Raw genomic sequence first — 25,408 nt, 5'->3', positions numbered from 1 at the left:
ATCGCAACCGGGTGTTCCTGATAAGCGCTTTGAGCGTACTCGCGTGCATGCTCTCATCGCCTTCCGCCCTACCCCAGGCGTCGCAAGGCACGGAGGGCGTCTCAGGCCAACAGGCGTTCAACAATGCCTGTCGAACGTGCCATATGGTCAGGGAGGGCGACAATCGGCTGGGCCCCAACCTGCACAAGATTGTCGGCCGCAAGGCAGGGTCGCTGCCGGACTACGCGTTTTCCAGCGCAATGAAGGAGGCAGGATTCGTCTGGGATGAGGACAAGCTCGATCGCTTCATCGCAAACCCCGATGAGGTCGTGCCCGGCAACAGCATGAAGCCGTATGGCGGCCTCTCATCGAGCGAGGACAGAAAAAAGATCATCGCCTTCCTTGCTCAATCACAGTAATGCCGCAGTCCCAGGAGGGTAGGCGCGGCTCTTCGTTACTTCACCGTGCGTGCGAAAGCCAAAGCGCGTTCCGTCGCCTGCGCTACAATCATCGCAGAGCGTTCGTCGAGATGAACACCATCCGCCCAGCGCAGCTCGCTTCGGTTCACTTCGATGGACAGCTGTCGATTGGAATCCGGAAACGCGGCATGAGTGATTTCCCGTCTGATCGACACTCCGGACGGCTCGGTGCGGCTCGATCCGGCCCTTGATGTCGGGAGGTTCTAGTTGCCCGCAGTGTTGAAGCGGGAAAGGTCGCAATCCCGTTCGGCATATTTCACGCGCCGTAGGCCCTCGCGGTCTTCGACCACTGTCGGCCGGCAGCGTTCCCTCCAGGCAGCCTGGGCGGCTTCATCGGCCTTCAGTTCTTCCGCGGTCCGGGGCGCAATCTTTACGGTGCCGCTGCCGCCGACGTAGAAATTGGTTTGCTGGCTGGGAAGCAGCGGCGCGCCTGAGGCAATGGCCGCGGCCTTGGCATCCGCCGCAGCCCGCGCCGCGCGGGCGGCAGCGGCGGCATCCGCCGCATGGCCGTGGTCCATCGCAAATTGCGCGGACGCGGACGATACCGAAGCGACGACAGCCGAGATTGCGATGAAGACGCGCATGGACACTGCCCCTTGAAATGAATGTCGTGTGTCAGCAATGACCGACAAGCATTGAGGCGACGTAAAGCGGCGTCACTAACCGGATCGCAATTTGGTCGATAAAGATTTAGCGGTCTTTCGGGCGCGCTGCGCATTGCCCGCCCTTCGTTGAGGCAGGGCTCGGAGGTCTCCCCGATCGCAGCGAGGAGAAGAAGCCTGCTACTCGCTGCGGCCGAACTCGCAGCCCTTGCGGGCGTAAACGAGGCGGATGACGCCTTCGTTGTCGTAGGTGCGCTTCGGCTTGCAGAACGCTTCCCACTTCTCGATGCCGGCCCGCCTTGCCCTTTCGTCTTCCTGGCTCTGTGTCTCGCTGCGCACCGGATCATCCAGATAGGACGTCGTGCACACCCGGCCGTAGAACTTGCTGTAGGTGCAGCGTTCCACGACCTGCCAGGCCTGTGCCGACGACGACAGCAGGATGAGGGCCGCAATTGCGTAAAGGATTTTCATGTTGTCGCTCATCGCTCGAGGAGACTTTCTCCGTGCGATTAGCTAGCGCCGGAGTTTATCGAGGCGCAACGGTAACCCTTTGTTAAGCTAAATACCCGCGGAAAAGGTTAAATCCGGAACCGCGCGCTGTCTCTTGACGCGACACTATCACAACCAGAACGCGCGTCAGTTCACATACGAGACAACATCGTCCGTCATTGAGACAGCGAACCAGCGACTTTGATTGACGGCTGCTAGACCACCGTCCGATGCCGCTCGATGCAGGTTCTCAAAACCTCATCCATCGGCCTTGCCCACCAGTCATTGGAGAAGATTTCGATCTCGGAATAGCCGGCAAAGCCCTGCGCCTCGACCGCTGATCGCACAGATGTGATGTCGATGACGCCGTCGCCCATCATGCCGCGGTCGTTGAGGATGTCTTTTGTCGGCACCAGCCAGTCGCAGACGTGAAACGCCAGCAATCGATCTTTCCCCGCGCGCGCAATCTGCGGCATCAATTCCGGATCCCACCAGATGTGATAGACATCGAGCGCGACGCCGAGCGCGCCGGTACGCTCTGGATCGAGCTGGTCGCAAATATCGAGCGCCTGCTTCGTCGTATTCACGCAGGCGCGGTCCGCGGCGTAGGCCGGATGCAGCGGCTCGATCGCGAGCGGCATATTGACCTGTCTTGCATATTCCAGCATTTCCGCCATGGCGTCATGGACCTGCGTACGCGCAGCCACAATATCTTTAGAGGCTGCGCTTCCCGGGCGCGAATATTGCGGCAGGCCGCCGACGACCAGCACGATGCAGGGCGCGCCTAGCGCTTTGGCTTCATCCACGGCACGGCGGTTGTCGTCGCGCGCCTCGATACGGTGCGCCGCATCTGCGGTAAACATGCCGCCGCGGCAGTAGCCGGACAATTCGAGCCCGGCATCACGCACTGCCCGCACCGCGCGGTCGAGGCCGACGGCCGCAACCTCGTCGCGCCAGGGATCGATGGCCCGGATGCCATGCCGCGCGCAGGCATCGATGATGGCGACGAGGTCGCCCTGCTTGCGAACGGTCGCCGTGTTCAGAGATAGCCAGCGATGATCGGAAGAAAAATCGCGCATCAGGGTTCGATGCCGCGAGTTGCCAGCACCGTCTTCATGCGCCGCGTTGCCAGTTCGGGGTTGGAGAGAAGCCCGGCCTTGTCGGCAAGCCGGAACAGTTCGGCCAGATGCAGGGTCGAGCGCGTGCTCTCCTGCCCGCCGATCATGGTGAAATGATCCTGGTGGCCGTTAAGATAAGCCATGAACACGATGCCGGTCTTGTAGAAGCGTGTCGGCGCCCGGAAGATATGGCGCGACAGCGGCACCGTCGGCCCCAGCACGTCGTGGAAACCGGCCGCGTCGCCGGCGGCCAGCCGCGACAGCGCGTAGGACGCCGCCGGCGCGATCGCGTCGAAAATGCCGAGCAGCGCATGCGAGAAGCCTTGTTCATCGCCCGCGATCAGTTCGGCATAGTTGAAATCGTCGCCGGTATACATCTTTACGTTCTTGTCGAGACGCCGGCGCATGTCGATCTCGCGCTGCTTGTCGAGCAGCGAGACTTTGACGCCATCGACCTTGGCCGCATTGGCGTTGATGATGGCGACCGCGGTATCCATCGCCGTGTCGAGATCGGCCGTGCCCCAGTAGCCTGATAGAGCCGGGTCGAACATGTCACCGAGCCAATGGATGATAACGGGCTCGCGCACCTGTGACAGCACGCGGTTATAAACCTTGGCGTAGTCGTCGGCGCTACGGCCGAGTTTTGCCAGTGCGCGCGAGGCCATCAGGATGATGCGACCGCCAGCCTTCTCCACGGCCGCGATCTGCCGCTCATAGGCGCTGATAACGTTGTCGAGCGACTTCGCATCTTCCACCGCAAGATGGTCGGTGCCAGCGCCGGAAAACACCAGCGCACCACCTCTCGCCTTCGCCGCCTTTACCGAGCGCTGTATCAATTCCAGCGAGGTCGGCCAGTCCAACCCCATGCCGCGCTGTGCAGTGTCCATCGCTTCGGCAACGCCAAGGCCGAGATCCCAGACATGCTCGCGAAAGGCAATGGTGCGGTCCCAGTCGATGGCGGATGTCAGCCACGGGTCGTTGTCGGCGAGTGGGTCGGCCACGACGTGCGCCGCCGAAAAGGCCACGCGGTTGAGCGCGCCTTCAAGCTTCGCCGGAAACGTTCGCGATGCCGCCAGACGATAGGTCTCGATCGAACGGTCTGCCGTCGGCATTTTCAGGGACGGCGACGAGATCGGCAGGACGGGCTTGTTCATGGCTATGCCTCCTCATACTTCGATCGGGGCAACGTCGATCCAGCGCCGCTCGCGCCAGCTCTGCAGCGCGCATTCGGCAAGCTGCACACCCTTGGCGCCTTCCAGCAGCGTATACTTGTAGGGCGCATCTTCGCAGACGTGCCGGATGAACATCTCCCACTGTTCCTTGAAGCCGTTGTCGTAGACGACGTTTTCCGGAACTTTTTGCCAGTCGGCGTAGAAGTCGTGGGTGCGCTTCTCGTCCGGATTCCAGACCGGCCGCGGCGTCGCCTGCCGGGCCTGAATCACGCAATCGGTCAGGCCCGCCACCGCCGAGCCATGGGTGCCGTCGACCTGGAAGGTGACAAGGTCGTCGCGATAGACCCGCGTCACCCAGCTCATGTTGATATGAGCGATCACGCCGCCCTTGAGGCGGAAGGTGGCGTAGGCGGAATCATCGGCGGTCGCCGTATACTTCTTGCCCTTCTCGTCGAAGCGTTCGGGGATGTCGGTCGTGCCGAGACAGGAGATGCTCTCGACTTCGCCGAAGAGATTGTCGAGCACGTAGCGCCAGTGGCAGACCATGTCGAGGATGATGCCGCCGCCGTCCTCACTGCGGTAATTCCACGATGGCCGCTGCGCCTCCTGCCAGCCGCCTTCGAACACCCAGTAGCCGAACTCGCCGCGCACCGAGAGCATCCGGCCGAAGAAGCCGGAATCGCGCAGAAACGCGAGCTTCTTCAGGCCAGGCAGGAACAGCTTATCCTGCACCGTGCCGTGTTTGACGCCTTTGGTTTTGGCGAGCTTCAGCACCTGGATCGCTTCTTCGAAATTTGTCGCGATCGGCTTTTCGCAATAGACATGCTTGCCGGCTTCGATCGCCTTGGTCAGCAGCGACGGACGTGCCTGCGTGGTGGCGGCGTCGAAGAAGATCGTATCGTTTTTGTCAGCAAGCGCCTTGTCAAGATCGGTCGACCAGCGCTCCACGTTGAAGCGCTTCGCAAGACGCTCGACCTTATCCGCGTCGCGGCCGATCAGGATCGGATCGGGCAGGATGCGGTCGCCGTTCGACAGCAGTACGCCACCCTGGTCGCGGATCGCGATGATGGAGCGGATCAAATGCTGGTTGAGTCCCATCCGGCCGGTCACGCCATTCATGACCAGGCCGAGGCGTTTGGTTGTCATATTGCTTTCTCCAAGGGAATTTTTGGCGTGGGCTGCGTGAGCGGCGACATCGCGGACCAGTCCGGATGCGTGGCCGTAGCGAAGCCAGGTGTGGCCAGCGATCCCGTGAGGAGACCGCCATCATGGATCGCGAGTCGGATTTTTCCGCCTTCGCGTATGTAGAGGTCGGGATGCGCAGACAGGAACGCCTCCGCCTCGGTGACCGGAGTGTCGCCAAAGCCATCGACGTAATGGTGCCCATTGCGCTCGGCATGGGTGACGCCGATCAAGGCGCCTAGCGCGAGATCCTGCTGCACGGCCAGTCCCGCCTGGCAGGTCAGGTCTTCGCCTGCGATGAGGCATTTTTCGCCGCCGGCACTCCATTTGGCCGCGCGCGTGGCGTTGATGACCGACTTGTAGATGCCCTTGCAGGATTTCGAAGAGATGCCGCGGTAGCCGAGCGCGCGCGCCACCGGAAACGCATCGTAGGAATCATCGGCTTCGTCGACGATGAAATCGCGCCGCGCCAGCGCGCCGAGCGGCGATGCCTTCGTGATGTTGCGCGGCATCGGCTGCTCGATGTAGAGCAGCTTTTGCGCGATCGGCTGCAACGCAGCATCGTGGTCGAGCCGGTCAATCAGCGTACTCAGCGCCGCGAGATCGGCATACTGCTCGTTGGCGTCGAGCGTAACGCGGTAATCATGGGACAACGTGGCGAGTTCCTTGCCGATCCGGATCAGCCGATCGGCATCATGCGCCGGGTCGCCATTGAGCTTCAGCTTGAAATAGCGCGCGCCGGCGTTTTCGCTGATATCGGCAACGCCCCCCTCGCCTTCGATCTTGTCGTCCATACCCACGGTATGCCGGATCGCGACGCGCTCAAGGCGCTTGCAGCCCGCGAGGAACCGCCACACGTCGGCATCGGCCAGATCGCGCGACAGCCGTGCATCGACGCCAGCGATATTGGCCGCCATGCCCTCGAAGAAGTTGGCACCGGTGCAACGCAGCAGCGCATCCAGGATCGCCTTGTCGATCTCGGCCGGCCCGTACGCCGCGGCCAGCGGCGGAATGTCTTCTCGCGCGCAGGCCTCGATCTGCGCGCCGATGCAGGCTGCATGCAGACCGAACGCGGCCTCGAAACCAGAATGCGTCAGATAGATATCCCGCGCGATCAGCAGCGAGCGCCGCAACTGCTCGACCGTCTGCTCCGGCGCAAGATGCGGTCGCTTGTCGAACCATTTTGGAACCAAGAACTCGGCGCTCGCGCCGACAGCCCTGCCCTTGCCTTCGACCTCGATCTCGATCCGCACGAAGGCCTGCGGCGTCGCTTTGATGACGACCGCGCCGAACCGGAACGGCCGGACGAACTGCACCGGACGTTCAAAGAAGGCAATGTCCTTTACGGCCAAGCGATACGGCATTGAGCCAGCTTTCAATCCAGCGCGCTTTGAGTGAAAAAGTGCTTGCGAATCCGCTGCACCAACTCCGTAAAGGCGGGATCGGCCATCGCGTCCAGCGAGCGTGGGCGCGGCAGCGGGACGTCGTAGATCGCGGCGATCGCGCCGGGACGTTCGGTCATCACCAGCACGCGATCGGCCAGGAACACCGCTTCCGGTATCGAATGCGTGATCAGCAGCACGGTCTTGCCGGTTTCGCGCTGGATGCGCATCAATTCGACATTCATCTTCTCGCGCGTCATGGCATCTAACGCGCCAAACGGCTCGTCCATCAGCATGATCTTAGGATCGTGCACCAGCGCCCGGCAGATCGAGGCGCGCTGCTGCATGCCACCGGACAACTGCCAAGGCAATTTCTTCTCGAACCCTTCGAGCCCGACCAGCTTCAACAGCGCTTTCGCCCGCGGCAGATATTCATCGCGCGGCAATTTCTTCATGTCGATCGGCAACATCACATTGGAGAGGATGTTGCGCCACGGCAGCAGCAGCGCGTTCTGGAACACGATGCCGACATTGCCGTGCGGTTTTGTGACTTGTTCGCCTTCGACCAGAATCTCGCCGGTCGATGGCGCCAGCAGTCCGGAGATCATTTTCAGCAGCGTGGACTTGCCGCAGCCGGACGGACCGACCACGACAAAGAACTCGCCCTCGTTGATATGAAAATCCAGCGGCCGCAGCGACGGCACGTCGCCGTCGCGCGAACGATAGATCTTCGAGACGCCTGATAGCGTGATCCCCGCCGCCGCGCCGCCGGCGCGATCGGACACCAGGCGCAGATGTGCGGCTGGCTGATCGATCTCGGTTGGTTTGGTCGCAGGATTCATTTAGCCAAGTCCATCTTTCTATCGTCCCTGCAAACGCAGGGACCCATAAGCCGTGACCTATCGTGTGGGCATGCTCGCAAAGACCTTCTGCAACAACGAAGGCCGGTGGTTATGGGTCCCTGCTTTCGCAGGGACGACGATAGATGCGTCATCAGCGGCTCACGAACCGCCCTGCGGCAGGTAATCGTTGGTGTAAAAAGCCTTCGGATTGTCCTTGGCCTTGGCGTCCAGCCCGCCGTATTCGACCATCAGATTGACCGTGTCGGTCATGTTCTGGTCGGTGACCTGGAACGGCCGCTTGTTCTTGGTTTCGGCCGTGCGGTAGAGCGGGATCGTCAGCTCAAAGCCCTGCGTCAGCGTCTCGATCTTGCCGCCCTTCGGGTTGGCGTCGAGGATTGATCGCGCAGCGCCCTTGGGGTCCTTCTCGGCGGCTTCGACGGCTTTGGTCGTCGCCGACATGAAGCGCTTGACGAGATCGGCATTGGCCTTGACGAACTCGGTGTTGGCGACGATGCCCGAGCAGACCATGTTGATGCCGTAGTCGGCGAATTTGATCGCATTGACGTCCTTACCCGTCGCGTCCTTGATCTTCATCGACTGGTCCATGACGTAGCCGAGCAGAAGGTCAGCCTGTCCGTTGATGACCGCGTTCAGCTTGGTCTGGCCGTCGCCGGCGACTGTCTGGAAGTCGCTTTCCTTCAGCCCGGTCTTCTTCAAAAACAGCGGCCAGATCTGCGTCATGGAATCGGCCGGCGTGATCGCCACCGTCTTGCCCTTGATATCCTCCGGCTTTTTGATGTTCTTCTCGACAAAGCCCATCGCCGACATCGGGCTAGTCTGCAGCAGCACGCCGGTGGCGACGATCGGGGCGCCCTTTACCGCCGCGCGCATCATCGTGGGCACGTCGACATAGCCGAAATTGGCGGTCTTCGCCGCAACGGCCTGCGTGGTCGCCGCCGAGCCGCGGCCTTCCTGGATCTCGAGGTCAATGCCTTCGGCGGCATAGATGCCCTTGGCCTTACCGAAATAGAACGGCGCGTGCTCGCCATAGACGTACCAGTTCAGCATCAGCACGACCTTGTCGGCAGCCGATGCCGGAAGCACCGAAAGTGCGGTCCAGATCAAGGCGGCGGAGATCGCCGCTATCACTCGTATCATGGTGTTCCTCCCGTTGGGTGATGCAGCCCTTGGATAGGCCGCCTGTTGGTTTGGCTTAGGAAGCAAAAATGATGTCGTCGCGCTGGCTGACATGCCAGGGAATCACGAGCCGTTCGATCCGATCGACGATCCAGAACAGCACCACGCCGAGCAGCGCCAGGATCACCAGCGCGGCAAACATCGTCGGCAGATCGAAAGTGCCGATCGAGCGCTGCATCACGTAACCGATGCCGGAATTGGAGCCGACGAACTCGCCGACCACGGCACCGACTACGGCGAGCGTCACCGAAACCTTGAGGCCGGAAAAGATCGCGGGCATCGCGTGCGGCAAGTTAACCGCGCGAAACACCTGAAAGCGGCTGCCCTGCATCGCGCGCGCAAGATCTACCATGTCGGGGTCCACCGACTTGAAACCCTGAACGGCTGATACCACCACCGGGAAAAACCCGAGCAGAAATGCCGAGATCACCTTTGGGATAATGCCGAAACCGAACCACACCACGAACAGCGGCGCGATCGCGATCTTCGGCACGGACTGGGAGAACACCAGCAGCGGATAGACATAGCTCTCCACTGTCTTCGATCCCGCAATCAGCATCGCGACGGGAATTCCGAACAGCGCCGATAGCGCAAAGCCGCAGATCGTGGCGTAAGTGGTGGGCCAGGCCTGCCGCAACAGCTCCGGCCACTCCGTCCGCAACACCGCCACGACGTCGCCCGGCGCCGGGATCTGGTAGGCCGGAATCTGGAACAGGCGGATGGTGAGGTCCCAGGCCACCACGATGAACAGCAGGAACAAAAACGGCCGCACCCACGCCGCGTTCAGCGCTTTCGCCACGCCACTCTCGCGTTTCAGCTCGGCCACGTCCCGCTCCCTGATTGATCGTCTTTTCGGAGAGGAAATTAACCCGTTGGATAAATACTGGCAAGCGGGTTTTCATGCGGCGAAATGGCCTGTTCCCGTCGCCCCTGCGAAAGCAGGGCCCATAACCACAGCCGCGCACGTGGCGAAGGTTGGGGCCGCTTCCCGGTGCAGTAAATCAGGGTCGGTGGCTATGGGTTTCCTGCGTTCGCAGGAACGACGGGCTCACACCGGCTGATGCGCCGGCGGCCGCACGTCCTGCCCTACGGCCTTGCCGAAATCCGCCGTCGATTTCCCCGTCAGCGCCGCCAGCACCAGCGCGACCATGTGGGCGAGGCGCTCGTCCCTCGCCTCCTTCTTCAGGAGGTCGCGGCCGAAGATCACGGAAAGCGTGGCGCTGTTGGAGAGGTAGAAGAAGCACAGCGCCGCGATCGAGATGTAGAGCTGCACCGGATCGACGGCGACGCGAAAATCGCCGCTTTCGACGCCGCGGGTCACCACGGTGCGGATCATCTCGACGAACGGCGAATGCATTGACTTCACCTTGGTCGAGCGCTTCAGATGGCGCGCCTTTGCGAGATTTTCAGTGTTGAGCAGCGCCAGGAATTCCGGATTGCGGAGGAAATAGTTCCAGGTGAAATCGATCAGCCGTTCGATCGCCTCGGGCGGATCGAGATGTTCGAGATCGAGCCCGCGCTCCTCGGAGCGGATCTTCTCATAGGCGCCCTCGAGCACCGCGAGGTAGAGGTCCTCCTTGTTGCCGACGTGGTAGTACAGCATCCGCTTGTTGGCGCCGGCATTGGCCGCGATGCGGTCGACGCGCGCGCCGGCCAGGCCATGGGCGGCGAATTCCTGCTTGGCGGCCTCGAGAATGCGAAGCCGCATCCCCTCGGGGTCGCGCTGCCATTTCTGAACGCGTTTTGCCTTTGCCAAATCAATCGCCCGGTAGTCGCATAGAGCAAGCTGTAGCACGCAAGGAAGCGTTTGAGAATGAAGGTTGTTCACCCTCCCCTGGAGGGGGAGGGTCGGGTCACGTTGAGCGCAGCGAAACGTGAGACGGCGTGGGGTGATCTCTCCACTCGCGCCACCGCCTCAGTTGAGAGACTGTCACCCCACCCGTATCGCATCTTGCTTCGCGATGCGATACGACCCTCCCCTCCAGGGTAGTGCAAGTCTCACTCGGGCTTCCCCGCCGATGCTTGCACCAGCAGGGTCGGGACGCCGCATGTGCCGCCGCGCACGGTCATCACCCGCGTTCCCGGCTTGCGGCCGGTGCGGACTTCCGAGACGTCGACGCCGGCCTGAACTAGCCGCGCATGGGTGGCGTCGATGTCGGCGACGCGCCAGCACAGGCCGCGCAGTTTGTCCTGCGACGTATCCGTCTCCTTGCCCGGCCGGTGCGTGACCTCCACGATGAGGTCGCCGCAGCGGAAGAACATCAGCCGGCCCCAATCGGAGTGCGAGCGGTCGAGCGCCATGTCGAGGCCGAGCCGCGCGCCATAGAGCGCCGCGGCCCGCTCCGGGTCCGACGTCGAAACCACGACATGGTCCAGCGCCGTGATCGAGCCGGGCGTGGTTCGCACCGACAGCGGGCGCTCCCTGTCGCGCTCGAGGAAGAACAGGCGGACGCCGCGCGTGGCTTCCGTTGCCGCTCGCGTGCGCTTCCATGACAGCGTCGCGCCGGAGACCGCATCACGGCTTTCGATCTCAGCTATCGGATCCGGCTTTAGCGTCAACCTCTCCAGCCTGCGATGCATTTTGGCGATGTCGCCGGTCCGAAAGCAAATGCTCGCCAGCCCCTCACCCTGGGCGGCCAGAACGGTGCGAATCCGATCCGCATTTGCGCCCTCGCCGCTCGGCGCCACCAATTCAAGCGTGGTATTGTCGAGCGTGAACAGCACGCGGTCCGCGCCGTCGCCGCTGTACTGCCAGGCCGGCGCGCGCGCGAACAGCGTCTGGTAGGCCGCGCTCGCCGCGTTTACATCGCCGGTGAGGAGGACGACATGATCGAGGCCGGTGATCACGGAAAAAGCCCCCGCACGTTTTTGGCGGCGCGCACCTTCTCGACGCCGATCGCCATCGCCGCCGTACGGTGCGGAATCTTGTCCGCCTTCGCTCGCTGCAGCATCTGATCGAAGGCGCGATCGAGGATCGCATATTCGCGCCGCGTCACTTCCTCTTCCTCCCAAAACAATTGCTGCAGGTCCTGCACCCATTCGAAGTAGCTGACCACGACGCCGCCGGAATTGCAGAGAATGTCAGGAATCAGGAACATTTCGCCCTGTCGCTTTTCCAGGACCAGATCGGCTTCCGGCGTGGTCGGACCATTGGCGCCCTCGGCAAGCACGCGGCACTTCAGCTTTTCGGCGACCTTCGCATCGATCACGCGCTCCATCGCCGCCGGTACCAGCACGTCGCAGGACAAAGTAAGGATCTGTTCGGGATCGAAGGCGAGCTCGTTAGAGAACCCGGCGATGCTGCCATGCGTGGCGGCGTGCCGCACCAGCGTAGGAATATCGAGCCCGGCCGGATCGTGCAGCGCGCCGGTATGATCGCTGACAGCGACGATCTTCAGTCCATATTGATGCAGCTCCAGCGCGGCATAGGAGCCGACATTGCCAAAGCCCTGGATCACGGCGGTCGCGGTGCCCGGATTGATCGAAAGCTCCTTCAGCACCCGCCTGGCGAGATAGGCGACGCCGCGCCCCGTCGCTTCGCGCCGGCCAAGCGTGCCGCCCGACGATACCGGCTTGCCGGTCACGATCTCAGTCACGGTTTGGCCCTGGTACATCGAATAGGTGTCCATGAACCAGGCCATCACCTGCTCATTGGTGCCCATGTCGGGCGCCATCACGTCGGTGTGCGGACCGACGAAGGGAATCATCTCCTGCATGTAGCGCCGCGACAGCGCTTCCAATTCGCGCTTGGAGATGGTGGAGAGATCGACATTGACGCCGCCCTTGGCGCCGCCATAGGGCAGCCCGACGAGCGCGCATTTCCAGCTCATCCAGATCGCAAGCGCCGCGACCTCGCCGATATCGACGGAGGGTGCGAATCGCGTGCCGCCCTTGGTAGGGCCGAGGGTGAGGTGATGCTGCACACGATAGCCTTCGTACACGGCGACCGTGCCGTCGTCGCGGTGAATCGGGCAGGAAACGGTGATGGCCCGCTTCGGCATCAGAATACGGTCGCGCTCGTCCATCGGAATTTCCAGATGGTTGGCGATGACGCCAAACTGGTTAACGGCCATGTCGAACACTGGACCGGAATAAACCGTCATCATTTCCTCCACTTTTGTCGCGCTGCTGGGGAAACCCGGCCAGCCGTCAGCCGTTATACGGCGGTATGCCCGAGAATACCTAAGCCCCCTTAAGGACGGTCGCAGTCTCCTCTATACTCCCATCTCAAGCTGAAGACGGCACGGTTGCGAATAATTTCAGCGAATGCATCCGATAACCAGTGCTAATGTGCACGCCGCGCCGGGACCATCTTCGCCCAACACGACATGACGGAAAACGCATGCAGGCCCTCTTCATCGGACAGACCTATATCGATGTTACCTTCATCACCGACCACATGCCGACCGGCGACGAAAAACATGTGGCCTCCGCCTACGCGGTCTCGTTTGGCGGCAACGCCGTGACGGCGGCGTTCTGCTGCGCCAAGCTCGGGATCGTGCCGGACCTGATCGCGACCATGGCCAATGACTGGCTCGGCCGCATGTTTCAGGATATGGCCGCGAAATACGGAATCTCGATCCATCCGCGCAAGGTCAACTCCTCGTCACTATCCTTTATCATGCCGAAAGCCGGCAAGCGCGCCATCGTGCGCTGCCGCGACGACGAGCACATTCATCCCTTCCCGATGCTGAACTTGAAGGGCTGCCGCGCGCTGCATGTCGACGGCCATCAGCCGGACGCCGCGATTCACTACGCAAAACTCTGCCGCGAGGACGGCATTCTGACCTCGCTCGACGGCGGCGGCCTGCGCACCAACACCCATGAGCTCCTGGAATTCATCGACGTCGCTATCGTGGCCGAACGCCTGTGCGAGCAGATGGACAAGACGCCGGAGGCCATGCTGGATTATCTGAAGAGCCGCGGATGCCGGATCGGCGGTGTCACCATGGGCGAGAAGGGCCTCCTCTGGTACGACGAGACCGGCGCCGTCCGCCGCCTTCCCGCACTTCCGGTTACACCCGAACGCGTTATCGATACTAACGGCGCAGGCGACGTCTTCCACGGCGCCTATGTCTATTCCTATCTCGCCAATCCCGCTAAAAGCTGGCAGGAGCATTTCGAGCTTGCGCGCGCCGCCTCGACCTTCAAGGTCCAACGTCTCGGCAACGAGGCCGGCCTGCCGACGCTCGCCGACATCGAGGCGATCACGCGGGAGTTTCAGGTCAACGCTTGAGGAAGTGAACGGGGGTTAGTACGCATGGGGCGCGTGTTCGTCGCGGGTAGCATCAACATGGATGTGGTGGCGACGGCCGACCGGCATCCGAAGATCGGCGAGACCGTCGCCGGCAAGGCGGTGCATTATTTTCCTGGCGGCAAGGGTGCCAACCAGGCCGTGGCCGTCGCAAAACTCGGCGCACCGTCAACGCTGATCGGCCGGCTGGGCATGGACGCGTTCGGCCAGCAATTGCGGCAGTTTCTCACCGCCCAAGGCGTCGACCTCGCTCTGGTCAAGGACACCCCCGATATTCATACCGGAACGGCCGTGATCACCATCGCCGACGCCGACAACACCATCGTGGTCGTGCCCGGAGCCAATGCGCTGGTCAGCGACGACGATGTCGCCGGCCCCGCGCTTGCCAAAGGCGATGTTGCCGTCAGCCAGTTCGAAATTCCGCAGCCCACGATCGTCGCCTTCTTCAAACGGGCGCGCGCGGCCGGGGCAATCACCATCCTCAATCCGGCGCCGGCGATCGCCTGTGGCCCGGAGCTGCTCGATCTCGTCGATATCCTCATCCTCAACGAGACCGAACTTGGACTTCTCGCGCAGACCGAGCTTCAGGAGACCGACGACCCGGCCCGTTTCGCTGAAGCGACACGGCGTCTGCCAATCGGCCCCGACAAGATCATCTGCGTTACCCTTGGCAAGCGCGGCGTGCTCGCGCTTGTCGGCGGCGAGCCCTCGCTGTTTGCGGGACGCGCCGTGAAGGCAGTGGACACCACCGGCGCCGGGGATTGCTTCGTCGGCGCCCTCGCCGCGCAGCTTGCCAACGGAAAAGCGATCCGCGACGCCATCGAACACGCCAATGCCGCCGCATCGATCTGCGTGCAGCGAATGGGCGCCGCGCCGTCGCTGCCGACGGCGGCGGAGGTGGCGGCGGTGTTGAGCTCGTAGCCCGGATGGAGCGAAGCGGAATCCGGGGCGCTCACGCCGCTTGCAACAGCCCCGGATTGCGCTGCGCTCGGCCGCGTCCGGCTTAAGTCAGCGCACTCTTCAGGTCGAAGCCGGGATTGGCCGCCTGCTCGGGCGTGATCGAGCCGTGGGCAGCAAGCAGGCGTCGTCCGAACATGTGATCGCCCGCGCGATTGACCGACTCGATGCCGACGAGTTGTTCATCCCTGTAGCAAAAAGCCGAGAATGCCGCCTGGGCGCGATCGCCGCGCACCACCACGCGGTCGTAGCCGGTGGTTAGCCCAGCGATCTGGAGCTTGTCGGGCCCCTGATCGCTCCAGAACCAGGGCAGGCCGTCATACGGCTTGGCATCGCCGGTCAGCCAGGCCGCGACGCAGCGGGCGTGGTCGGTGGCGTTCTGCACCGACTCCAGCCGCAGCGAGCCGCCGAAACGCGGGCTCGCAAATAGCGCGCAGTCGCCGATCGCCGAGATATTGGAATCGGCGGTCAGCAGGTGCTCATCGACGATGATACCCGATGCAACCGGCAGGCCGGCGTCAGCCGCCAGCTCGACGTTGGGCAGGACGCCGACGCCGACTACGATCAGATCGGCTTTGATATGCCGGCCGTCGCTGATGCTCACACCGGTGACCTTGCTGCCGTCGCTCTCGATGCTCGTGACCTGTACGCCGAGATGAATCCGGATACCGGCCGCGGCGTGCCGCGATTGAAAGTATTCCGAGATCTCCGCCGTCACCGCGCGCGCCATAACCCGCGGTGCCAGCTCAACAACGTCGACTTCGAGGCCCTTGGCCCGCGCCGTCGCCGCGAACTCCAGCCCGATAAACCCGGCGCCGATGACGATGACGCGCTGGCCTGCCGTGATGTAATCGCGCAGGGACTGGCTTTCGTCGAGCGTCCGCAAGTAGCGCACACTGTCGAGATTGGCATTGGGAATGTCGAGCAACCGATTGCGCGCACCGGTCGCCAACACCAGATGGCAGTAGTCGAGCGATGTGCCGGAGGCGAGCAACACCCTGCGCGCGGCGCGGTTGATCGATACCGCACGGTCGGAGATCAGGTCGATGTTCTGGTCGCGATAGAATTTTTCCGGCCGGAACATCAGGCTGTCAGGCCCGCCGGTTCCCTTCAGATAAGCCTTGGACAGCGGCGGGCGCTGGTACGGCAGATGGCCCTCATCGTTCAACAACGTGACTTGTTCGGAAAAGCCGTGCTGGCGCAGCGAGGCCGCAAGCTGATAGCCGGCGTGGCCCGCGCCGATGATGACAACCGCTCCTGCCGTCATAGGGACATCCTACGTTCGAGCGCACGGGAATGACCCATGTCGTTTCCTCTCCAGTGATTTTGGCTTGCCTGCCTCGTCCCTTGGGAGCGGCGCTCGTGTCCGTCCCGAACGATGACGGGCGCTATCTGACCTCATGGTACGACGAGACGCAAGAGCGTCGGAGGCCTTGAGGCGGTCTTTGCCGCATTTTGCGAGCCCGGCCGGGGATTGTCACCTCTTGCCTTCTCCATTTAAATGTCAGGCCTATCAGCGTCCCCGAGGCAGCCATGTCGACTTCCGATGATACCGCCGCCCCTGCCCTGCTCAGGATTGAGGGCCCGATTGCGACGATCACGCTCAATCGCCCCGCGGCCTTCAACTCCATCAATCTCTCGATCGCGCAAAAGCTCGAGCAACTCGGCGCCGAGGTCGAAGGCAATGACGACATAAGGGTGCTGGTGATCGAGGGCGAAGGCCGGGCCTTCTCGGCCGGCGGCGATCTGCAGACCATCGGAGCCGCCGCCGCCAACGATACGATCGCGCCCGTGGTCGGCGAACTGCTGAAGCACTATCATGCTTTCATCGAAACGGTGCGGCGGATGCCCAAGATCGTGCTGTCCAGCGTCCATGGCTCCGCCGCCGGCGCCGGCATGGGACTCGCCTTCGTCACCGATCTGTGTATCGCCGCCGATGATGCCCGCTTCACGCCGGCCTATGCCAAGATCGGTGTCTCGCCGGATGGCGGCAGCACCGTCGGCATGGTCGGCACCGTCGGCACCCGCCGCGCGCTGCAGATCTTTCTGGCCGAAGACAGCTTTACCGCGCAGCAGGCTTACGAATGGGGCTTGGTCGCCCGCGTCGTTCCGGCGGCGGAGTTGAAGGCTGAAACGCGCAAATTCGCCGAGCGGCTGGCACAGAACCCGGCAGCGGCGATCGCCGGCACCAAGTCGCTGGTCTATCAGTCCGCGGTAACGCCGACGAAGCAGCAGCTCGATGCCGAGGAAGCGAAGATCATCGATGCCATGCAAACCGATGAATTTCGCATTGCGGTGAAGAAGTTTACCAGCAAGGGGAAGTAGCGGCGCGCCGGTGCCGTCTACTCAATTATCATCATCCGCGAAAGCGGATGATCCAGTACGCCGCGCTCTTTCGATTCAAATTCAATGCCTTGGAGTACTGGACGTCCCGCTTTCGCGGAGCATGACACCACAGAGCTAGCCCTTTCCCTGCCCGCGCATAAAATCGAAATCGCAGCCCTCGTCGGCCTGCAGAATCGTCTCGTTAAACAGGTGCGCGTAGCCGCGCTTCGCCCATTCGGGCGTTGCGGCCGGCGCAAGCGCCGCCCGCCGCTTCTCCAGTTCCGCGTCATCGACCAGGAGATCGATGCTGCGCTTGGCGACATCGAGCCGGATCATGTCGCCGTTCTTCACCAGCGCCAGTGGCCCGCCCACGGCGGACTCCGGCGTGATGTGCAGCACGATGGTACCGAACGCAGTGCCGCTCATCCGCGCGTCCGATATTCGCACCATGTCCTTGGTGCCGCCGCGCGCAAGCTTCTTCGGGATCGGCAGATAGCCAGCCTCGGGCATGCCCGGCGCGCCCTTGGGGCCGGCGTTGCGCAGCACCAGCACGTCGTCAGCGTTGACGTCGAGATCGGGGTCGTCGACCCGCAGCGTCATGTCCTCGACGGATTCGAACACCACGGCACGGCCGGTGTGCTGCAGTAGTTTTGGGCTCGCTGCCGATTGTTTGATGACGGCGCCGCGCGGCGCGAGATTGCCGTGCAGCACCGCCATCGCGCCTTCGGCCTTGATCGGATTGTCCCGCGCACGGATGGCGTCCTGTCCTGGAACATCCTCCGCGCCCGCCACAATATCGCGCAGTGTCTGCCCAGTAATGATCTTTGCGTCGAGATCGATGAGGTCGCCGAGTTGCGCCATCAACTTCGGCACGCCGCCGGCATGATGGAAATGCTCCATGTAATGCTCGCCCGACGGTTTCAGGTCGACGAGCACCGGCACCTCGCGGCCGAGCCTGTCGAACGTCGCGAGGTCGATCTTGTGCGGCGAGCGATGGGCGATCGCAGTGAGATGGATCAGACCGTTGGTCGAGCCGCCGATAGCCTGCATCACGACCTGCGCGTTGCGGAACGATGCCGGCGTCAGAATCGCGCTTGGCCTCGGTCCCTTGGCTTTCGCCATTTCGGCCGCCACCCTGCCGCTGGCCTCCGCCGAACGGAACCGCTCGGCGTGCGGCGCTGGGATCGTCGCGCTCATCGGCAGTGATAGCCCGAGCGCCTCGGTGATGCACGCCATGGTGCTGGCCGTGCCCATCACCATGCAGGTGCCGACCGAAGGCGCGAGCCGGCCGTTGACGGCTTCGATCTCGTTGTCATCGATTTCGCCCGCGCGATATTTCGCCCAGAGACGGCGGCAATCGGTGCAGGCACCGAGCACCTCGCCCCTGTGGTGCCCGACCACCATCGGCCCGACCGGAATGACGACCGTCGGCAGGTCGGCCGAGACTGCGGCCATGATCTGCGCCGGCAACGTCTTGTCGCACCCGCCGATCACGACCACGGCGTCCATCGGCTGAGCGCGGATCATCTCCTCGGTATCCATCGCCATCAGATTGCGCAGGTACATCGAGGTCGGATAGGCAAAGCTCTCGGCGATCGAAATCGTCGGGAACACCATCGGCATCGCGCCACTCAGCATTACACCGCGCTTCACCGCTTCGATGATCTGCGGAACGTTGCCGTGACAGGGGTTGTAGTCGCTGTAGGTATTGGTGATGCCGACGATCGGCCGATTGAGCGCATCATCCGAATAGCCCATCGCCTTGATGAAGGCCTTGCGCAGGAATAGCGAGAAGCCAGCATCGCCGTAGCTCGTCAGTCCCTTGCGAAGTCCGTCGGCCATTTTTTTCTTCCTGTCGTCGTGGATGGGCACTTAAGGAGCCTAGCAGATTATTGTCAATGTTGATCCTTGGACGTCAAAAGCGGGGGTACTACCCCCAACACAAGAGCAATATTATTGACAATGGTGCGCTTGCATGCTGTTTTTCCATCAAAACTGGAAACGCGCTCATGAACCAACCGTTGCGCATTGGCCTCATCGGCGCCGGCATGGTGAGCCGCCATCATCTCGTCGGCTGGGCAAGCATATCAGATCAAGCCCGCGTCGTGGCGATCGCTGATCCCTCCAGCGAAAACGCCGCGCGGCGCGCGAGCGAGTTCGAGATATCGCAGACCTTTCCTGATGCCGAGGCGATGCTCAAGGCAACCGAACTCGACGCCATCGATATCGCAGCGCCCCGCGAAATGCACGCGCCGCTGGTGCGGCTCGCCGCAAAACACCGGCTGCCGGTGCTTTGCCAGAAGCCGCTCGCGCCCAACCTGCAGGAGGCGACTGATCTCGCCGCTGAAGTTGCGGATCTGACGCGGCTGATGGTGCACGAGAACTGGCGATTTCGCGGCTATTACCGTGATGCCGCAGCTTGGCTCCGCGAAGGCCGCATCGGCAACATCAAGCAGGCGCAACTCACGCTCCTGACATCAGGCGTGCTGCCGGGGCCGGACGGGCTTTCTCCGGCGCTGGAGCGGCAACCCTTCATGTGTCGGGAACGGCGCATGCTCGTTGCGGAGGTGCTGATCCATCATCTCGATACGCTGCGCATGCTGCTCGGCCCACTGCGCGTCACGGCGGCGCAGCTCTCCCGTTCCAGCGATCTCCTCGCCGGTGAAGATGGTGCGGTGATCCAGCTTACGACCGGCAGCGGCGCAGGCGTTTCGGTCTTCGCCAGCTTTGCCGCCCACGGCCATCCGGCTACGCAGGTCGACCGGCTGGAGATTCTCGGCGACAAGGGCGCGATCAGGCTCGACGGGCCATTGCTGATCTGTTCGGGCGCCACGCCCGCCGAGCGCACCTACGATCTCGCGATTGAATATCAGGGCTCCTATAATCGGACGATTACGCATTTCGTGAAATCGCTGTGCGACAACACGCTGTTCGAGACGGCGCCGCAGGATAATCTTCAGACGCTGCTGCTGGTGGAGGATTGCTATCGGCTATCCGGCTGGGAGGCTTCGCGATGAAGCCTCAGCAAGCGTCCGCCGAAACGCCTACCCTGTCGCGCGAGGAGGAACAGGCGGAAGTGATCCGCCGGCTCGAGGAGGACATCATCTTCGGCCGCTTCGCGCCGGGCTTGCGGCTGGTCGAGGACACGCTGATGCAGCGTTACGGCGCCAGCCGGCATTTCGTGCGCCAGGCGCTATTTCAAATGGAACGCCAGGGCATCGTGCTGCGCGAGAAAAACATCGGCGCGACCGTGCGGTTCTATTCGGCCGAGGAGGTGCGGCAGATCTACGAGGTGCGGGAAATGCTGACGCGGCAGGCGGCGCTGATGATTGCGCTACCCGCTCCCACCAGCCTTATCGAGCAGTTGAACGAGCTGCAGCGGCAGTATTGCGTCAAAGCCGACGCGCAGGATTTGCGCGGCATCCACGAAGCCAACGACGCGTTCCATGTCGCGCTGTTCTCCGCCTGCGGTAACCCGTATCTGGTGCGCTCGCTGCAGGACTACATGAACCTGACGCTCCCGATGCGTGCCAAGAATCTCGCCGACACGCAGGGGCTGGCACTGTCACGCCGCCAGCACGAGCTCATGATCGAACTCTTGAAGGGCCGCGACAGCTGGGCACTGGCGCAGCTCTGCGTCGATCACATGCAGTTCAGCAAGTCGGATTACCTGGGCCGGATTAATCGCGACTCGGACCAAGATAGAGACCGTCATTCCGGGCAGGCGAAGCGTGAACCATGATGTGCTGTTGCACCATCTGAGAATCTCGAGATTCCCCGATGCGCAATCGCGCATCTGAGGTTCGCTACGCGCCCCGGAATGCGCCTCCGGCGTCACTTCTTCCAATCGATGATCCTATTCTCGTCCCCGTCGAACTCCATGCTGCAGAACGTGCCGCCCTGGTAGTAATCGCCGACCGGATCCGGTTTCAGCTTGGCCTGCTCGGCCATCGCGTGTTCACGGAAATCCTCTCCACGGCCGGTCGGCCGATAGCCGAGTTCGTAGGCGCGATGGTTGTCCCACCAGGCGCGCTCGTTATGGGAGGCGCCGTAGAAGATCTCGAAATGGATGTCGGGATGCTCCAAACCGATGCGGCAGAGCTGCACCAGGTCCTCCGGCTTGAGCCAGATTGAAAGCCTGCGATGATCCAGCGGCTTCTCGCCGAAATTGCCAATCCGGATACAGGTGGTGCGGAGTCCGTGCTTGTCGGCATAGAGGGCACCTACCGCCTCGCCGAATACCTTGCTGACGCCATAGCGGCTGTCGGGGCGCGCGGTGACGTCGGTGCCGATCCGGTGATGGCGCGGATAGAAGCCGACCGCGTGGTTGGACGAGGCGAACACCACGCGCTTGACGCCCTTCTTCCGGGCCGCCTCGAACACATTGTAGCCGCCGATGATGTTGGCCTGCAGGATCGAATCCCAGGGGCCCTCCACCGAGTAGCCGCCAAAATGCAGGATGCCGTCGACGCCTTCGCAGATCGCCTCGACCTGGCCTAGATCGGCGAGATCGGCCGCCTTGAACTTTTCGTCCTTGCCGAGATCGGCCGGCGGCTTCAAATCGCTCAGCAGCAGGTCCGGGTAGATCGGCGGCAACAGCTTGCGCAAGGATGTGCCGATCCCGCCGGCGGCGCCGGTCATCAATATGCGTGGCATTTCGTTCCTCGTAATCTCGCGATCGATTTGCGGTCATTAGCCGGGAATGATAGCAAACTCAAACGCTCAGGGAACGCAACAACGAGATCAGCAAATGTCCGATGCAGCATCGCATTCAGCCGGCTGGCGCCCGGCCACCTATTACCCCGATCCGGCCATCCGTGCACTCGATCCGCGCTTCGAAAAATATTGGCTCAAGCTGTCGGCGGTGGAGCGGCTGGCCACGGGGTTGCGTTGGGCCGAAGGGCCGGTGTGGTTCGGCGATGGACGGTATCTGTTGTGCAGCGACATCCCAAACCAGCGTATCATCAAATGGGAGGAGGAGACCGGCGCGGTCAGCGTCTTCCGCAAGCCATCGAACTTCGCCAATGGCAACACCCGTGACCGTCAGGGACGCCTGATCACCTGCGAGCATGGCGGCCGGCGGGTGACGCGTACCGAATATGACGGGTCAATCACGGTGCTGATCGATTCCTTCGACGGCAAGCGGCTGAACTCTCCCAATGATGTCGTCGTGAAGTCCGACGGCTCGATCTGGTTCACCGATCCAGTGTTCGGCCTGCTCGGCAATTACGAGGGCTACAAGGCCGAGCCCGAGGTCGACGCCAATGTCTACCGGATCGATGCCGCGACCGGCAAGGCCACCATCGTCGCCGAAGGCGTGCTGGGACCGAACGGGCTCGCCTTCTCGCCGGACGAAAAAATCCTCTACATCATCGAATCCCGCGGCGTGCCCAACCGCAAAATTCTCGCTTATGACGTTTCGCCTTCCGGTGACAAGCTTTCCAACAAGCGCGTGTTTGTCGATGCTGGACCAGGCACGCCGGACGGCTTTCGAATAGATATCGAGGGCAACCTGTGGTGCGGCTGGGGCATGGGCGACCCCGAACTTGACGGCGTGGTGGTGTTCGCGCCCGATGGCGTGATGATCGGCCGCATCGCGCTACCCGAACGCTGCGCCAATCTCTGCTTCGGCGGCTTGAAGCGCAACCGCCTGTTCATGGCCGCCAGCCAGTCGATCTACGCACTCTATGTGAACACGCAGGGCGCGCCGGGCGGATAGGTTTCAGCGTACACGGCTGTCGTCCCGGTGGAGAGCCGGGACCCATAACCACAAGATCGAGTTGTGAAGCAGGCTGGAGCACCAGCCTTCGCAAAACGACTCCTGTGGTTATGGGTCCCGGATCAGCGCTCGCTACGCTCGCTTGTCCGGGACGACAGGATGGTCAGAGACTCGCCCGCTCACCCCTTCTTTTCCTGCGCGGCGGCGGTTTGCTTGACGAGCGCGTCTTCAAACGCCTTCTCCAACGTCTCGGCATAGGCGTTGAACTCGCCGGGATTGACGAACGGGTTAGGTCCGCCTTCGGCGAGCTTGGCGCGCTTCTCGGCCATCTTGTACATTTCCGGATGGGGCGCGAGCAGCACGTCCACTTTCATGTCCTTCGCCCGCGCGAACGTCTTCCGGTAGTCGGTAACGATTCCGGAATAGGTCGGACTGCCGGCGAGGCGGTTCAGCGCCACCGTGCCGCTGCAGAAGATGAGGACGGACCGTGTGGCGTCGCCGTCCTTCACCGAGAATTCCCAGCTCGTGCAGCCCGGCGAATGGCCGGGCGTCTCGCGGGCGGTCAAGGTTACATCGCCCACGGTTACCGTGTCGCCTTCGCGAACCGTGCGATCGACCTTCACCGGCGGAAACGCCAGTGCCGTATCTTCCTGCGCGCCGGGATAGTAGCCGCCTTCGAGCAGCGGTTTGTCGGCTTCGCCCGCGACCATCTGGGCGCCGCTGGCCTGCTTCATTTCGGCGAGGCCGCCGGTGTGGTCGATATGCGCGTGGGTGTTAAGGAGGTATTTGATGTCGGCGATCTTGAATCCGAGTTTCTCGATATTCGCTTTGATCTGCGACGTTGATTCCGGCATCACCGTATCGACCAGGATGTGGCCCTGCGGCGACGTGATCAGATAGGACGCCAGGCCGACGGTTCCGACATAATAGACGTTGCCGATCATCTTGAACGGCTCGGTCGGCGTGTTCCACTTCACCTTGAGGGCCGCGATCAGGTCCTTGGGAGTCTGCGCGTCCGCGGCGGCGGTCAGCGACATCAGCGCGACGAGCGCAACGGCAATCTTCTTCACGGGCATCCTCCTCTTTTCTTATTGCGTCGTCGGCAGTTCCGCTTGCGCATTGACGCGAGCTTAGCCTGACGATGATTCTGGTCAAAAAAAGCCGGCCGCGGTTCCGCAGCCGGCATCTTCACGAACGGCGCGAGCGGCGCATCCATTACGCCGCGTTGTAGCCGGCGACCGCCTTCACCTCGAGATATTCCTCGAGGCCGTACTTGCCCCACTCGCGGCCGTTGCCGGACTGCTTGTAGCCGCCGAACGGCGCGGTACGGTCGTTCGGCACGCCCTGCAGGTTGACATTGCCGGCGCGGATCTGGCGGGCCACGCGGCGCGCGCTTTCCACCGTGTCGCCCGAGACGTAACCGGCGAGACCATAGGGCGTGTCATTGGCGATGCGCACGGCATCGGCTTCATCCCTGGCGCCGATGATGGTCAGCACAGGTCCGAAGATTTCTTCACGTGCGATCGTCATCTCGTTGGTGACGTCGGCGAAGATGGTCGGGCGGACATAGAAGCCCTTGTTGACGCCCTCGGGGAGACCGGGACCGCCGGCGACCAGCGTGGCGCCTTCGTCGATGCCCTTCTGGATCAGCGCCTGGATCTTGTCCCACTGGCCGCGATTGACCACGGGGCCGATCGTGGTGCCTTCGGCACGCGGATCGCCGGCCTTGGTCTTGTCGGCGACGCCCTTTGCGATGGCGGCGACTTCCTTCATCTTGGACAGCGGCACGATCATCCGCGACGGCGCGTTGCAGGACTGTCCGGAGTTGTTGAACATGTGCATCACGCCGCCGGTGACGGCCTTGGTGAGGTCGGCGCCTTCGAGGATGACGTTCGGCGACTTGCCGCCGAGTTCCTGGCTGACGCGCTTCACGGTCGGCGCGGCGCGCTTGGCGACGTCGACGCCGGCGCGGGTCGAGCCGGTGAACGAGATCATGTCGATATCGGGATGCTCGGCCATCGCGGCGCCGACTTCGGGGCCGAGGCCGTTGAGCAGATTGAACACGCCCTTCGGCACGCCTGCTTCATGGAGGATCTCGGCGAAGATCAACGCCGAGGTCGGCGTGAATTCCGAGGGTTTCAGGATCATGGCGCAGCCGGCGGCGAGCGCGGGCGCGACCTTACAGGCGATCTGGTTGAGCGGCCAGTTCCACGGCGTGATCATGCCGACGACCCCGACCGGCTCGCGCACGACCACGGCCGAACCGAGCGTCTCTTCGAAATGGTAGTTCTTCAGCACCTCCAGCGTGGAGGCGATGTGGCCAAGACCGGCGCCGGCCTGCAGGCGTTCGGCCATCGGCAGCGGCGCACCCATCTCGTCGGAGACGGCGGCACCGATCTCCTTCATGCGGCCCTTGTAGATGGTGATGATCTTTTCCAAGAGCGCGATGCGCTCTTCGCGGCTGGTCTGCGAATAGGTCACGAAGGCTCGCTTGGCGGCGGCCACGGCCTTGTCGAGGTCCGCCTTGGAGCCGAGCGCAACTTCATACATCGCTTCTTCGGTCGCCGGATTAATGACGGGGGTGGACTTCTTGATGACGGGATCAACCCAGGCGCCATCGATGTAGAACTGCATGCGATTGACCATCGGAAACCTCTTTAATCTCGGAGCAATGAAGGAGGAACGGTAGCGTTCGGCAGGCATCCTTGCAC

At 62.7% G+C, this 25,408-nt stretch carries 25 protein-coding genes; 7 read left to right on the top strand and 18 right to left on the bottom strand.

Going from position 1 to position 25,408, the window contains the following annotated elements; all coding sequences use genetic code 11:
- Nucleotides 1-47: 47 nt before the first annotated feature.
- Entirely contained in the window at nucleotides 48-398 is a 351-nt protein-coding gene (locus HCN58_RS03215; protein WP_171578003.1) for a c-type cytochrome, read from the top strand.
- 35 nt (nucleotides 399-433) lie between these two features.
- Here the strand turns inward: HCN58_RS03215 and HCN58_RS03210 are convergent, their stop codons facing one another.
- The 13 genes from HCN58_RS03210 to HCN58_RS35535 form a co-directional block, all read right to left on the bottom strand.
- Entirely contained in the window at nucleotides 434-613 is a 180-nt protein-coding gene (locus HCN58_RS03210) for a hypothetical protein (RefSeq protein WP_171577901.1), read from the bottom strand.
- Between the two features lie 48 nt (nucleotides 614-661).
- A complete protein-coding gene (locus HCN58_RS03205) occupies nucleotides 662-1,042 on the bottom strand; it encodes a hypothetical protein (protein ID WP_171577900.1) in 381 nt (126 codons plus the stop codon).
- Between the two features lie 198 nt (nucleotides 1,043-1,240).
- Entirely contained in the window at nucleotides 1,241-1,531 is a 291-nt protein-coding gene (locus HCN58_RS03200; RefSeq protein ID WP_171577899.1) for a hypothetical protein, read from the bottom strand.
- 233 nt (nucleotides 1,532-1,764) lie between these two features.
- Nucleotides 1,765-2,628 carry a sugar phosphate isomerase/epimerase family protein gene (locus tag HCN58_RS03195; RefSeq protein WP_171577898.1) on the bottom strand — a complete coding sequence of 288 codons (864 nt, stop codon included), beginning with the start codon at nucleotides 2,626-2,628 and terminating at the stop codon, nucleotides 1,765-1,767.
- Nucleotides 2,628-3,821: a dihydrodipicolinate synthase family protein gene (locus tag HCN58_RS03190; protein ID WP_171577897.1), complete on the bottom strand. Its 1,194-nt coding sequence runs from the start codon at nucleotides 3,819-3,821 to the stop codon at nucleotides 2,628-2,630. The genes HCN58_RS03195 and HCN58_RS03190 overlap by 1 nt, the downstream gene beginning before the upstream one ends.
- A gap of 12 nt (nucleotides 3,822-3,833) precedes the next feature.
- Nucleotides 3,834-4,985 (bottom strand): Gfo/Idh/MocA family protein, encoded by a 1,152-nt coding sequence (locus HCN58_RS03185; RefSeq protein ID WP_171577896.1) that lies wholly within the window; start codon nucleotides 4,983-4,985, stop codon nucleotides 3,834-3,836.
- The gene (locus HCN58_RS03180) at nucleotides 4,982-6,385 is read right to left on the bottom strand and encodes an enolase-like domain-containing protein (protein WP_171577895.1); all 1,404 of its coding nucleotides are present in this window, start codon (nucleotides 6,383-6,385) and stop codon (nucleotides 4,982-4,984) included. The genes HCN58_RS03185 and HCN58_RS03180 overlap by 4 nt, the downstream gene beginning before the upstream one ends.
- Nucleotides 6,386-6,396: 11 nt before the next feature.
- Complete coding sequence (locus tag HCN58_RS03175) at nucleotides 6,397-7,245, bottom strand: ABC transporter ATP-binding protein (RefSeq protein ID WP_171577894.1); 849 nt, start codon at nucleotides 7,243-7,245, stop codon at nucleotides 6,397-6,399.
- A 159-nt stretch (nucleotides 7,246-7,404) separates the two neighbouring features.
- Nucleotides 7,405-8,403, bottom strand: coding sequence for an ABC transporter substrate-binding protein (locus HCN58_RS03170; RefSeq protein ID WP_171577893.1), 999 nt, complete (start codon nucleotides 8,401-8,403; stop codon nucleotides 7,405-7,407).
- A gap of 55 nt (nucleotides 8,404-8,458) precedes the next feature.
- Nucleotides 8,459-9,268, bottom strand: coding sequence for an ABC transporter permease (locus tag HCN58_RS03165; protein WP_171577892.1), 810 nt, complete (start codon nucleotides 9,266-9,268; stop codon nucleotides 8,459-8,461).
- Between the two features lie 222 nt (nucleotides 9,269-9,490).
- Nucleotides 9,491-10,198 carry a TetR/AcrR family transcriptional regulator gene (locus HCN58_RS03160; protein ID WP_171577891.1) on the bottom strand — a complete coding sequence of 236 codons (708 nt, stop codon included), beginning with the start codon at nucleotides 10,196-10,198 and terminating at the stop codon, nucleotides 9,491-9,493.
- Between the two features lie 242 nt (nucleotides 10,199-10,440).
- Nucleotides 10,441-11,289 (bottom strand): VOC family protein, encoded by an 849-nt coding sequence (locus HCN58_RS03155; RefSeq protein WP_171577890.1) that lies wholly within the window; start codon nucleotides 11,287-11,289, stop codon nucleotides 10,441-10,443.
- Nucleotides 11,286-12,545 carry a Glu/Leu/Phe/Val family dehydrogenase gene (locus HCN58_RS35535; RefSeq protein WP_171577889.1) on the bottom strand — a complete coding sequence of 420 codons (1,260 nt, stop codon included), beginning with the start codon at nucleotides 12,543-12,545 and terminating at the stop codon, nucleotides 11,286-11,288. Before HCN58_RS35535 ends, HCN58_RS03155 begins: the two co-directional genes overlap by 4 nt.
- Nucleotides 12,546-12,784: 239 nt before the next feature.
- Between HCN58_RS35535 and HCN58_RS03145 the strand changes: the two genes are divergently transcribed.
- Entirely contained in the window at nucleotides 12,785-13,678 is an 894-nt protein-coding gene (locus HCN58_RS03145) for a sugar kinase (protein WP_171577888.1), read from the top strand.
- 24 nt (nucleotides 13,679-13,702) lie between these two features.
- Nucleotides 13,703-14,617 (top strand): ribokinase, encoded by a 915-nt coding sequence (locus tag HCN58_RS03140; protein ID WP_171577887.1) that lies wholly within the window; start codon nucleotides 13,703-13,705, stop codon nucleotides 14,615-14,617.
- Nucleotides 14,618-14,699: 82 nt separating this feature from the next.
- Here the strand turns inward: HCN58_RS03140 and HCN58_RS03135 are convergent, their stop codons facing one another.
- Nucleotides 14,700-15,920: an NAD(P)/FAD-dependent oxidoreductase gene (locus HCN58_RS03135; protein WP_171577886.1), complete on the bottom strand. Its 1,221-nt coding sequence runs from the start codon at nucleotides 15,918-15,920 to the stop codon at nucleotides 14,700-14,702.
- A gap of 266 nt (nucleotides 15,921-16,186) precedes the next feature.
- Here HCN58_RS03135 and HCN58_RS03130 point away from each other — a divergent pair, with 266 nt between their 5' ends.
- Nucleotides 16,187-16,978, top strand: a complete 792-nt coding sequence (locus HCN58_RS03130; RefSeq protein WP_171577885.1) for an enoyl-CoA hydratase/isomerase family protein — start codon at nucleotides 16,187-16,189, stop codon at nucleotides 16,976-16,978.
- A 135-nt stretch (nucleotides 16,979-17,113) separates the two neighbouring features.
- Here the strand turns inward: HCN58_RS03130 and HCN58_RS03125 are convergent, their stop codons facing one another.
- Nucleotides 17,114-18,820 carry an IlvD/Edd family dehydratase gene (locus tag HCN58_RS03125; RefSeq protein WP_171577884.1) on the bottom strand — a complete coding sequence of 569 codons (1,707 nt, stop codon included), beginning with the start codon at nucleotides 18,818-18,820 and terminating at the stop codon, nucleotides 17,114-17,116.
- A 167-nt stretch (nucleotides 18,821-18,987) separates the two neighbouring features.
- Between HCN58_RS03125 and HCN58_RS03120 the strand changes: the two genes are divergently transcribed.
- Entirely contained in the window at nucleotides 18,988-19,995 is a 1,008-nt protein-coding gene (locus HCN58_RS03120; RefSeq protein ID WP_171577883.1) for a Gfo/Idh/MocA family protein, read from the top strand.
- Entirely contained in the window at nucleotides 19,992-20,720 is a 729-nt protein-coding gene (locus HCN58_RS03115; RefSeq protein ID WP_171577882.1) for a GntR family transcriptional regulator, read from the top strand. The genes HCN58_RS03120 and HCN58_RS03115 overlap by 4 nt, the downstream gene beginning before the upstream one ends.
- 92 nt (nucleotides 20,721-20,812) lie before the next feature.
- Here HCN58_RS03115 and HCN58_RS03110 read toward each other — a convergent pair whose 3' ends face one another.
- Nucleotides 20,813-21,634 (bottom strand): NAD-dependent epimerase/dehydratase family protein, encoded by an 822-nt coding sequence (locus HCN58_RS03110; protein WP_171577881.1) that lies wholly within the window; start codon nucleotides 21,632-21,634, stop codon nucleotides 20,813-20,815.
- A 94-nt stretch (nucleotides 21,635-21,728) separates the two neighbouring features.
- Between HCN58_RS03110 and HCN58_RS03105 the strand changes: the two genes are divergently transcribed.
- On the top strand, nucleotides 21,729-22,697 hold the full coding sequence (locus tag HCN58_RS03105) for an SMP-30/gluconolactonase/LRE family protein (RefSeq protein WP_171577880.1): 969 nt from the start codon (nucleotides 21,729-21,731) through the stop codon (nucleotides 22,695-22,697).
- A 179-nt stretch (nucleotides 22,698-22,876) separates the two neighbouring features.
- On the opposite strand, the gene bla is transcribed toward HCN58_RS03105, so the two are convergent.
- Both bla and HCN58_RS03095 read right to left on the bottom strand, forming a co-directional pair.
- Entirely contained in the window at nucleotides 22,877-23,767 is an 891-nt protein-coding gene (gene bla, locus HCN58_RS03100) for a subclass B3 metallo-beta-lactamase (RefSeq protein ID WP_171577879.1), read from the bottom strand.
- A 145-nt stretch (nucleotides 23,768-23,912) separates the two neighbouring features.
- Nucleotides 23,913-25,343 carry an aldehyde dehydrogenase family protein gene (locus HCN58_RS03095; protein ID WP_171577878.1) on the bottom strand — a complete coding sequence of 477 codons (1,431 nt, stop codon included), beginning with the start codon at nucleotides 25,341-25,343 and terminating at the stop codon, nucleotides 23,913-23,915.
- Nucleotides 25,344-25,408: the final 65 nt, after the last annotated feature.

The sequence above is a fragment of the Bradyrhizobium australiense genome, assembly GCF_013114825.1.
GTDB classification, from domain to species: Bacteria; Pseudomonadota; Alphaproteobacteria; order Rhizobiales; family Xanthobacteraceae; genus Bradyrhizobium; species Bradyrhizobium australiense.
The sequence above is the reverse complement of the archived record's forward strand: the minus strand, read 5'-3'. Positions and strand labels throughout refer to the sequence as shown.

Bases quoted from the DNA above. Each gene is read 5' to 3' on its own strand.
- HCN58_RS03205 (WP_171577900.1), bottom strand. From the start codon at position 1,042: ATGCGCGTCTTCATCGCAATCTCGGCTGTCGTCGCTTCGGTATCGTCC.
- HCN58_RS03140 (WP_171577887.1), top strand. From the start codon at position 13,703: ATGGGGCGCGTGTTCGTCGCGGGTAGCATCAACATGGATGTGGTGGCG.
- HCN58_RS03170 (WP_171577893.1), bottom strand. From the start codon at position 8,403: ATGATACGAGTGATAGCGGCGATCTCCGCCGCCTTGATCTGGACCGCA.
- HCN58_RS03195 (WP_171577898.1), bottom strand. From the start codon at position 2,628: ATGCGCGATTTTTCTTCCGATCATCGCTGGCTATCTCTGAACACGGCG.
- HCN58_RS03105 (WP_171577880.1), top strand. From the start codon at position 21,729: ATGTCCGATGCAGCATCGCATTCAGCCGGCTGGCGCCCGGCCACCTAT.
- HCN58_RS03135 (WP_171577886.1), bottom strand. From the start codon at position 15,920: ATGACGGCAGGAGCGGTTGTCATCATCGGCGCGGGCCACGCCGGCTAT.
- HCN58_RS03180 (WP_171577895.1), bottom strand. From the start codon at position 6,385: ATGCCGTATCGCTTGGCCGTAAAGGACATTGCCTTCTTTGAACGTCCG.
- HCN58_RS03125 (WP_171577884.1), bottom strand. From the start codon at position 18,820: ATGGCCGACGGACTTCGCAAGGGACTGACGAGCTACGGCGATGCTGGC.
- HCN58_RS03130 (WP_171577885.1), top strand. From the start codon at position 16,187: ATGTCGACTTCCGATGATACCGCCGCCCCTGCCCTGCTCAGGATTGAG.
- HCN58_RS03200 (WP_171577899.1), bottom strand. From the start codon at position 1,531: ATGAAAATCCTTTACGCAATTGCGGCCCTCATCCTGCTGTCGTCGTCG.
- HCN58_RS35535 (WP_171577889.1), bottom strand. From the start codon at position 12,545: ATGACGGTTTATTCCGGTCCAGTGTTCGACATGGCCGTTAACCAGTTT.
- HCN58_RS03095 (WP_171577878.1), bottom strand. From the start codon at position 25,343: ATGGTCAATCGCATGCAGTTCTACATCGATGGCGCCTGGGTTGATCCC.
- HCN58_RS03115 (WP_171577882.1), top strand. From the start codon at position 19,992: ATGAAGCCTCAGCAAGCGTCCGCCGAAACGCCTACCCTGTCGCGCGAG.
- HCN58_RS03175 (WP_171577894.1), bottom strand. From the start codon at position 7,245: ATGAATCCTGCGACCAAACCAACCGAGATCGATCAGCCAGCCGCACAT.
- HCN58_RS03145 (WP_171577888.1), top strand. From the start codon at position 12,785: ATGCAGGCCCTCTTCATCGGACAGACCTATATCGATGTTACCTTCATC.
- HCN58_RS03215 (WP_171578003.1), top strand. From the start codon at position 48: ATGCTCTCATCGCCTTCCGCCCTACCCCAGGCGTCGCAAGGCACGGAG.
- HCN58_RS03185 (WP_171577896.1), bottom strand. From the start codon at position 4,985: ATGACAACCAAACGCCTCGGCCTGGTCATGAATGGCGTGACCGGCCGG.
- HCN58_RS03110 (WP_171577881.1), bottom strand. From the start codon at position 21,634: ATGCCACGCATATTGATGACCGGCGCCGCCGGCGGGATCGGCACATCC.
- HCN58_RS03120 (WP_171577883.1), top strand. From the start codon at position 18,988: ATGAACCAACCGTTGCGCATTGGCCTCATCGGCGCCGGCATGGTGAGC.
- HCN58_RS03190 (WP_171577897.1), bottom strand. From the start codon at position 3,821: ATGAACAAGCCCGTCCTGCCGATCTCGTCGCCGTCCCTGAAAATGCCG.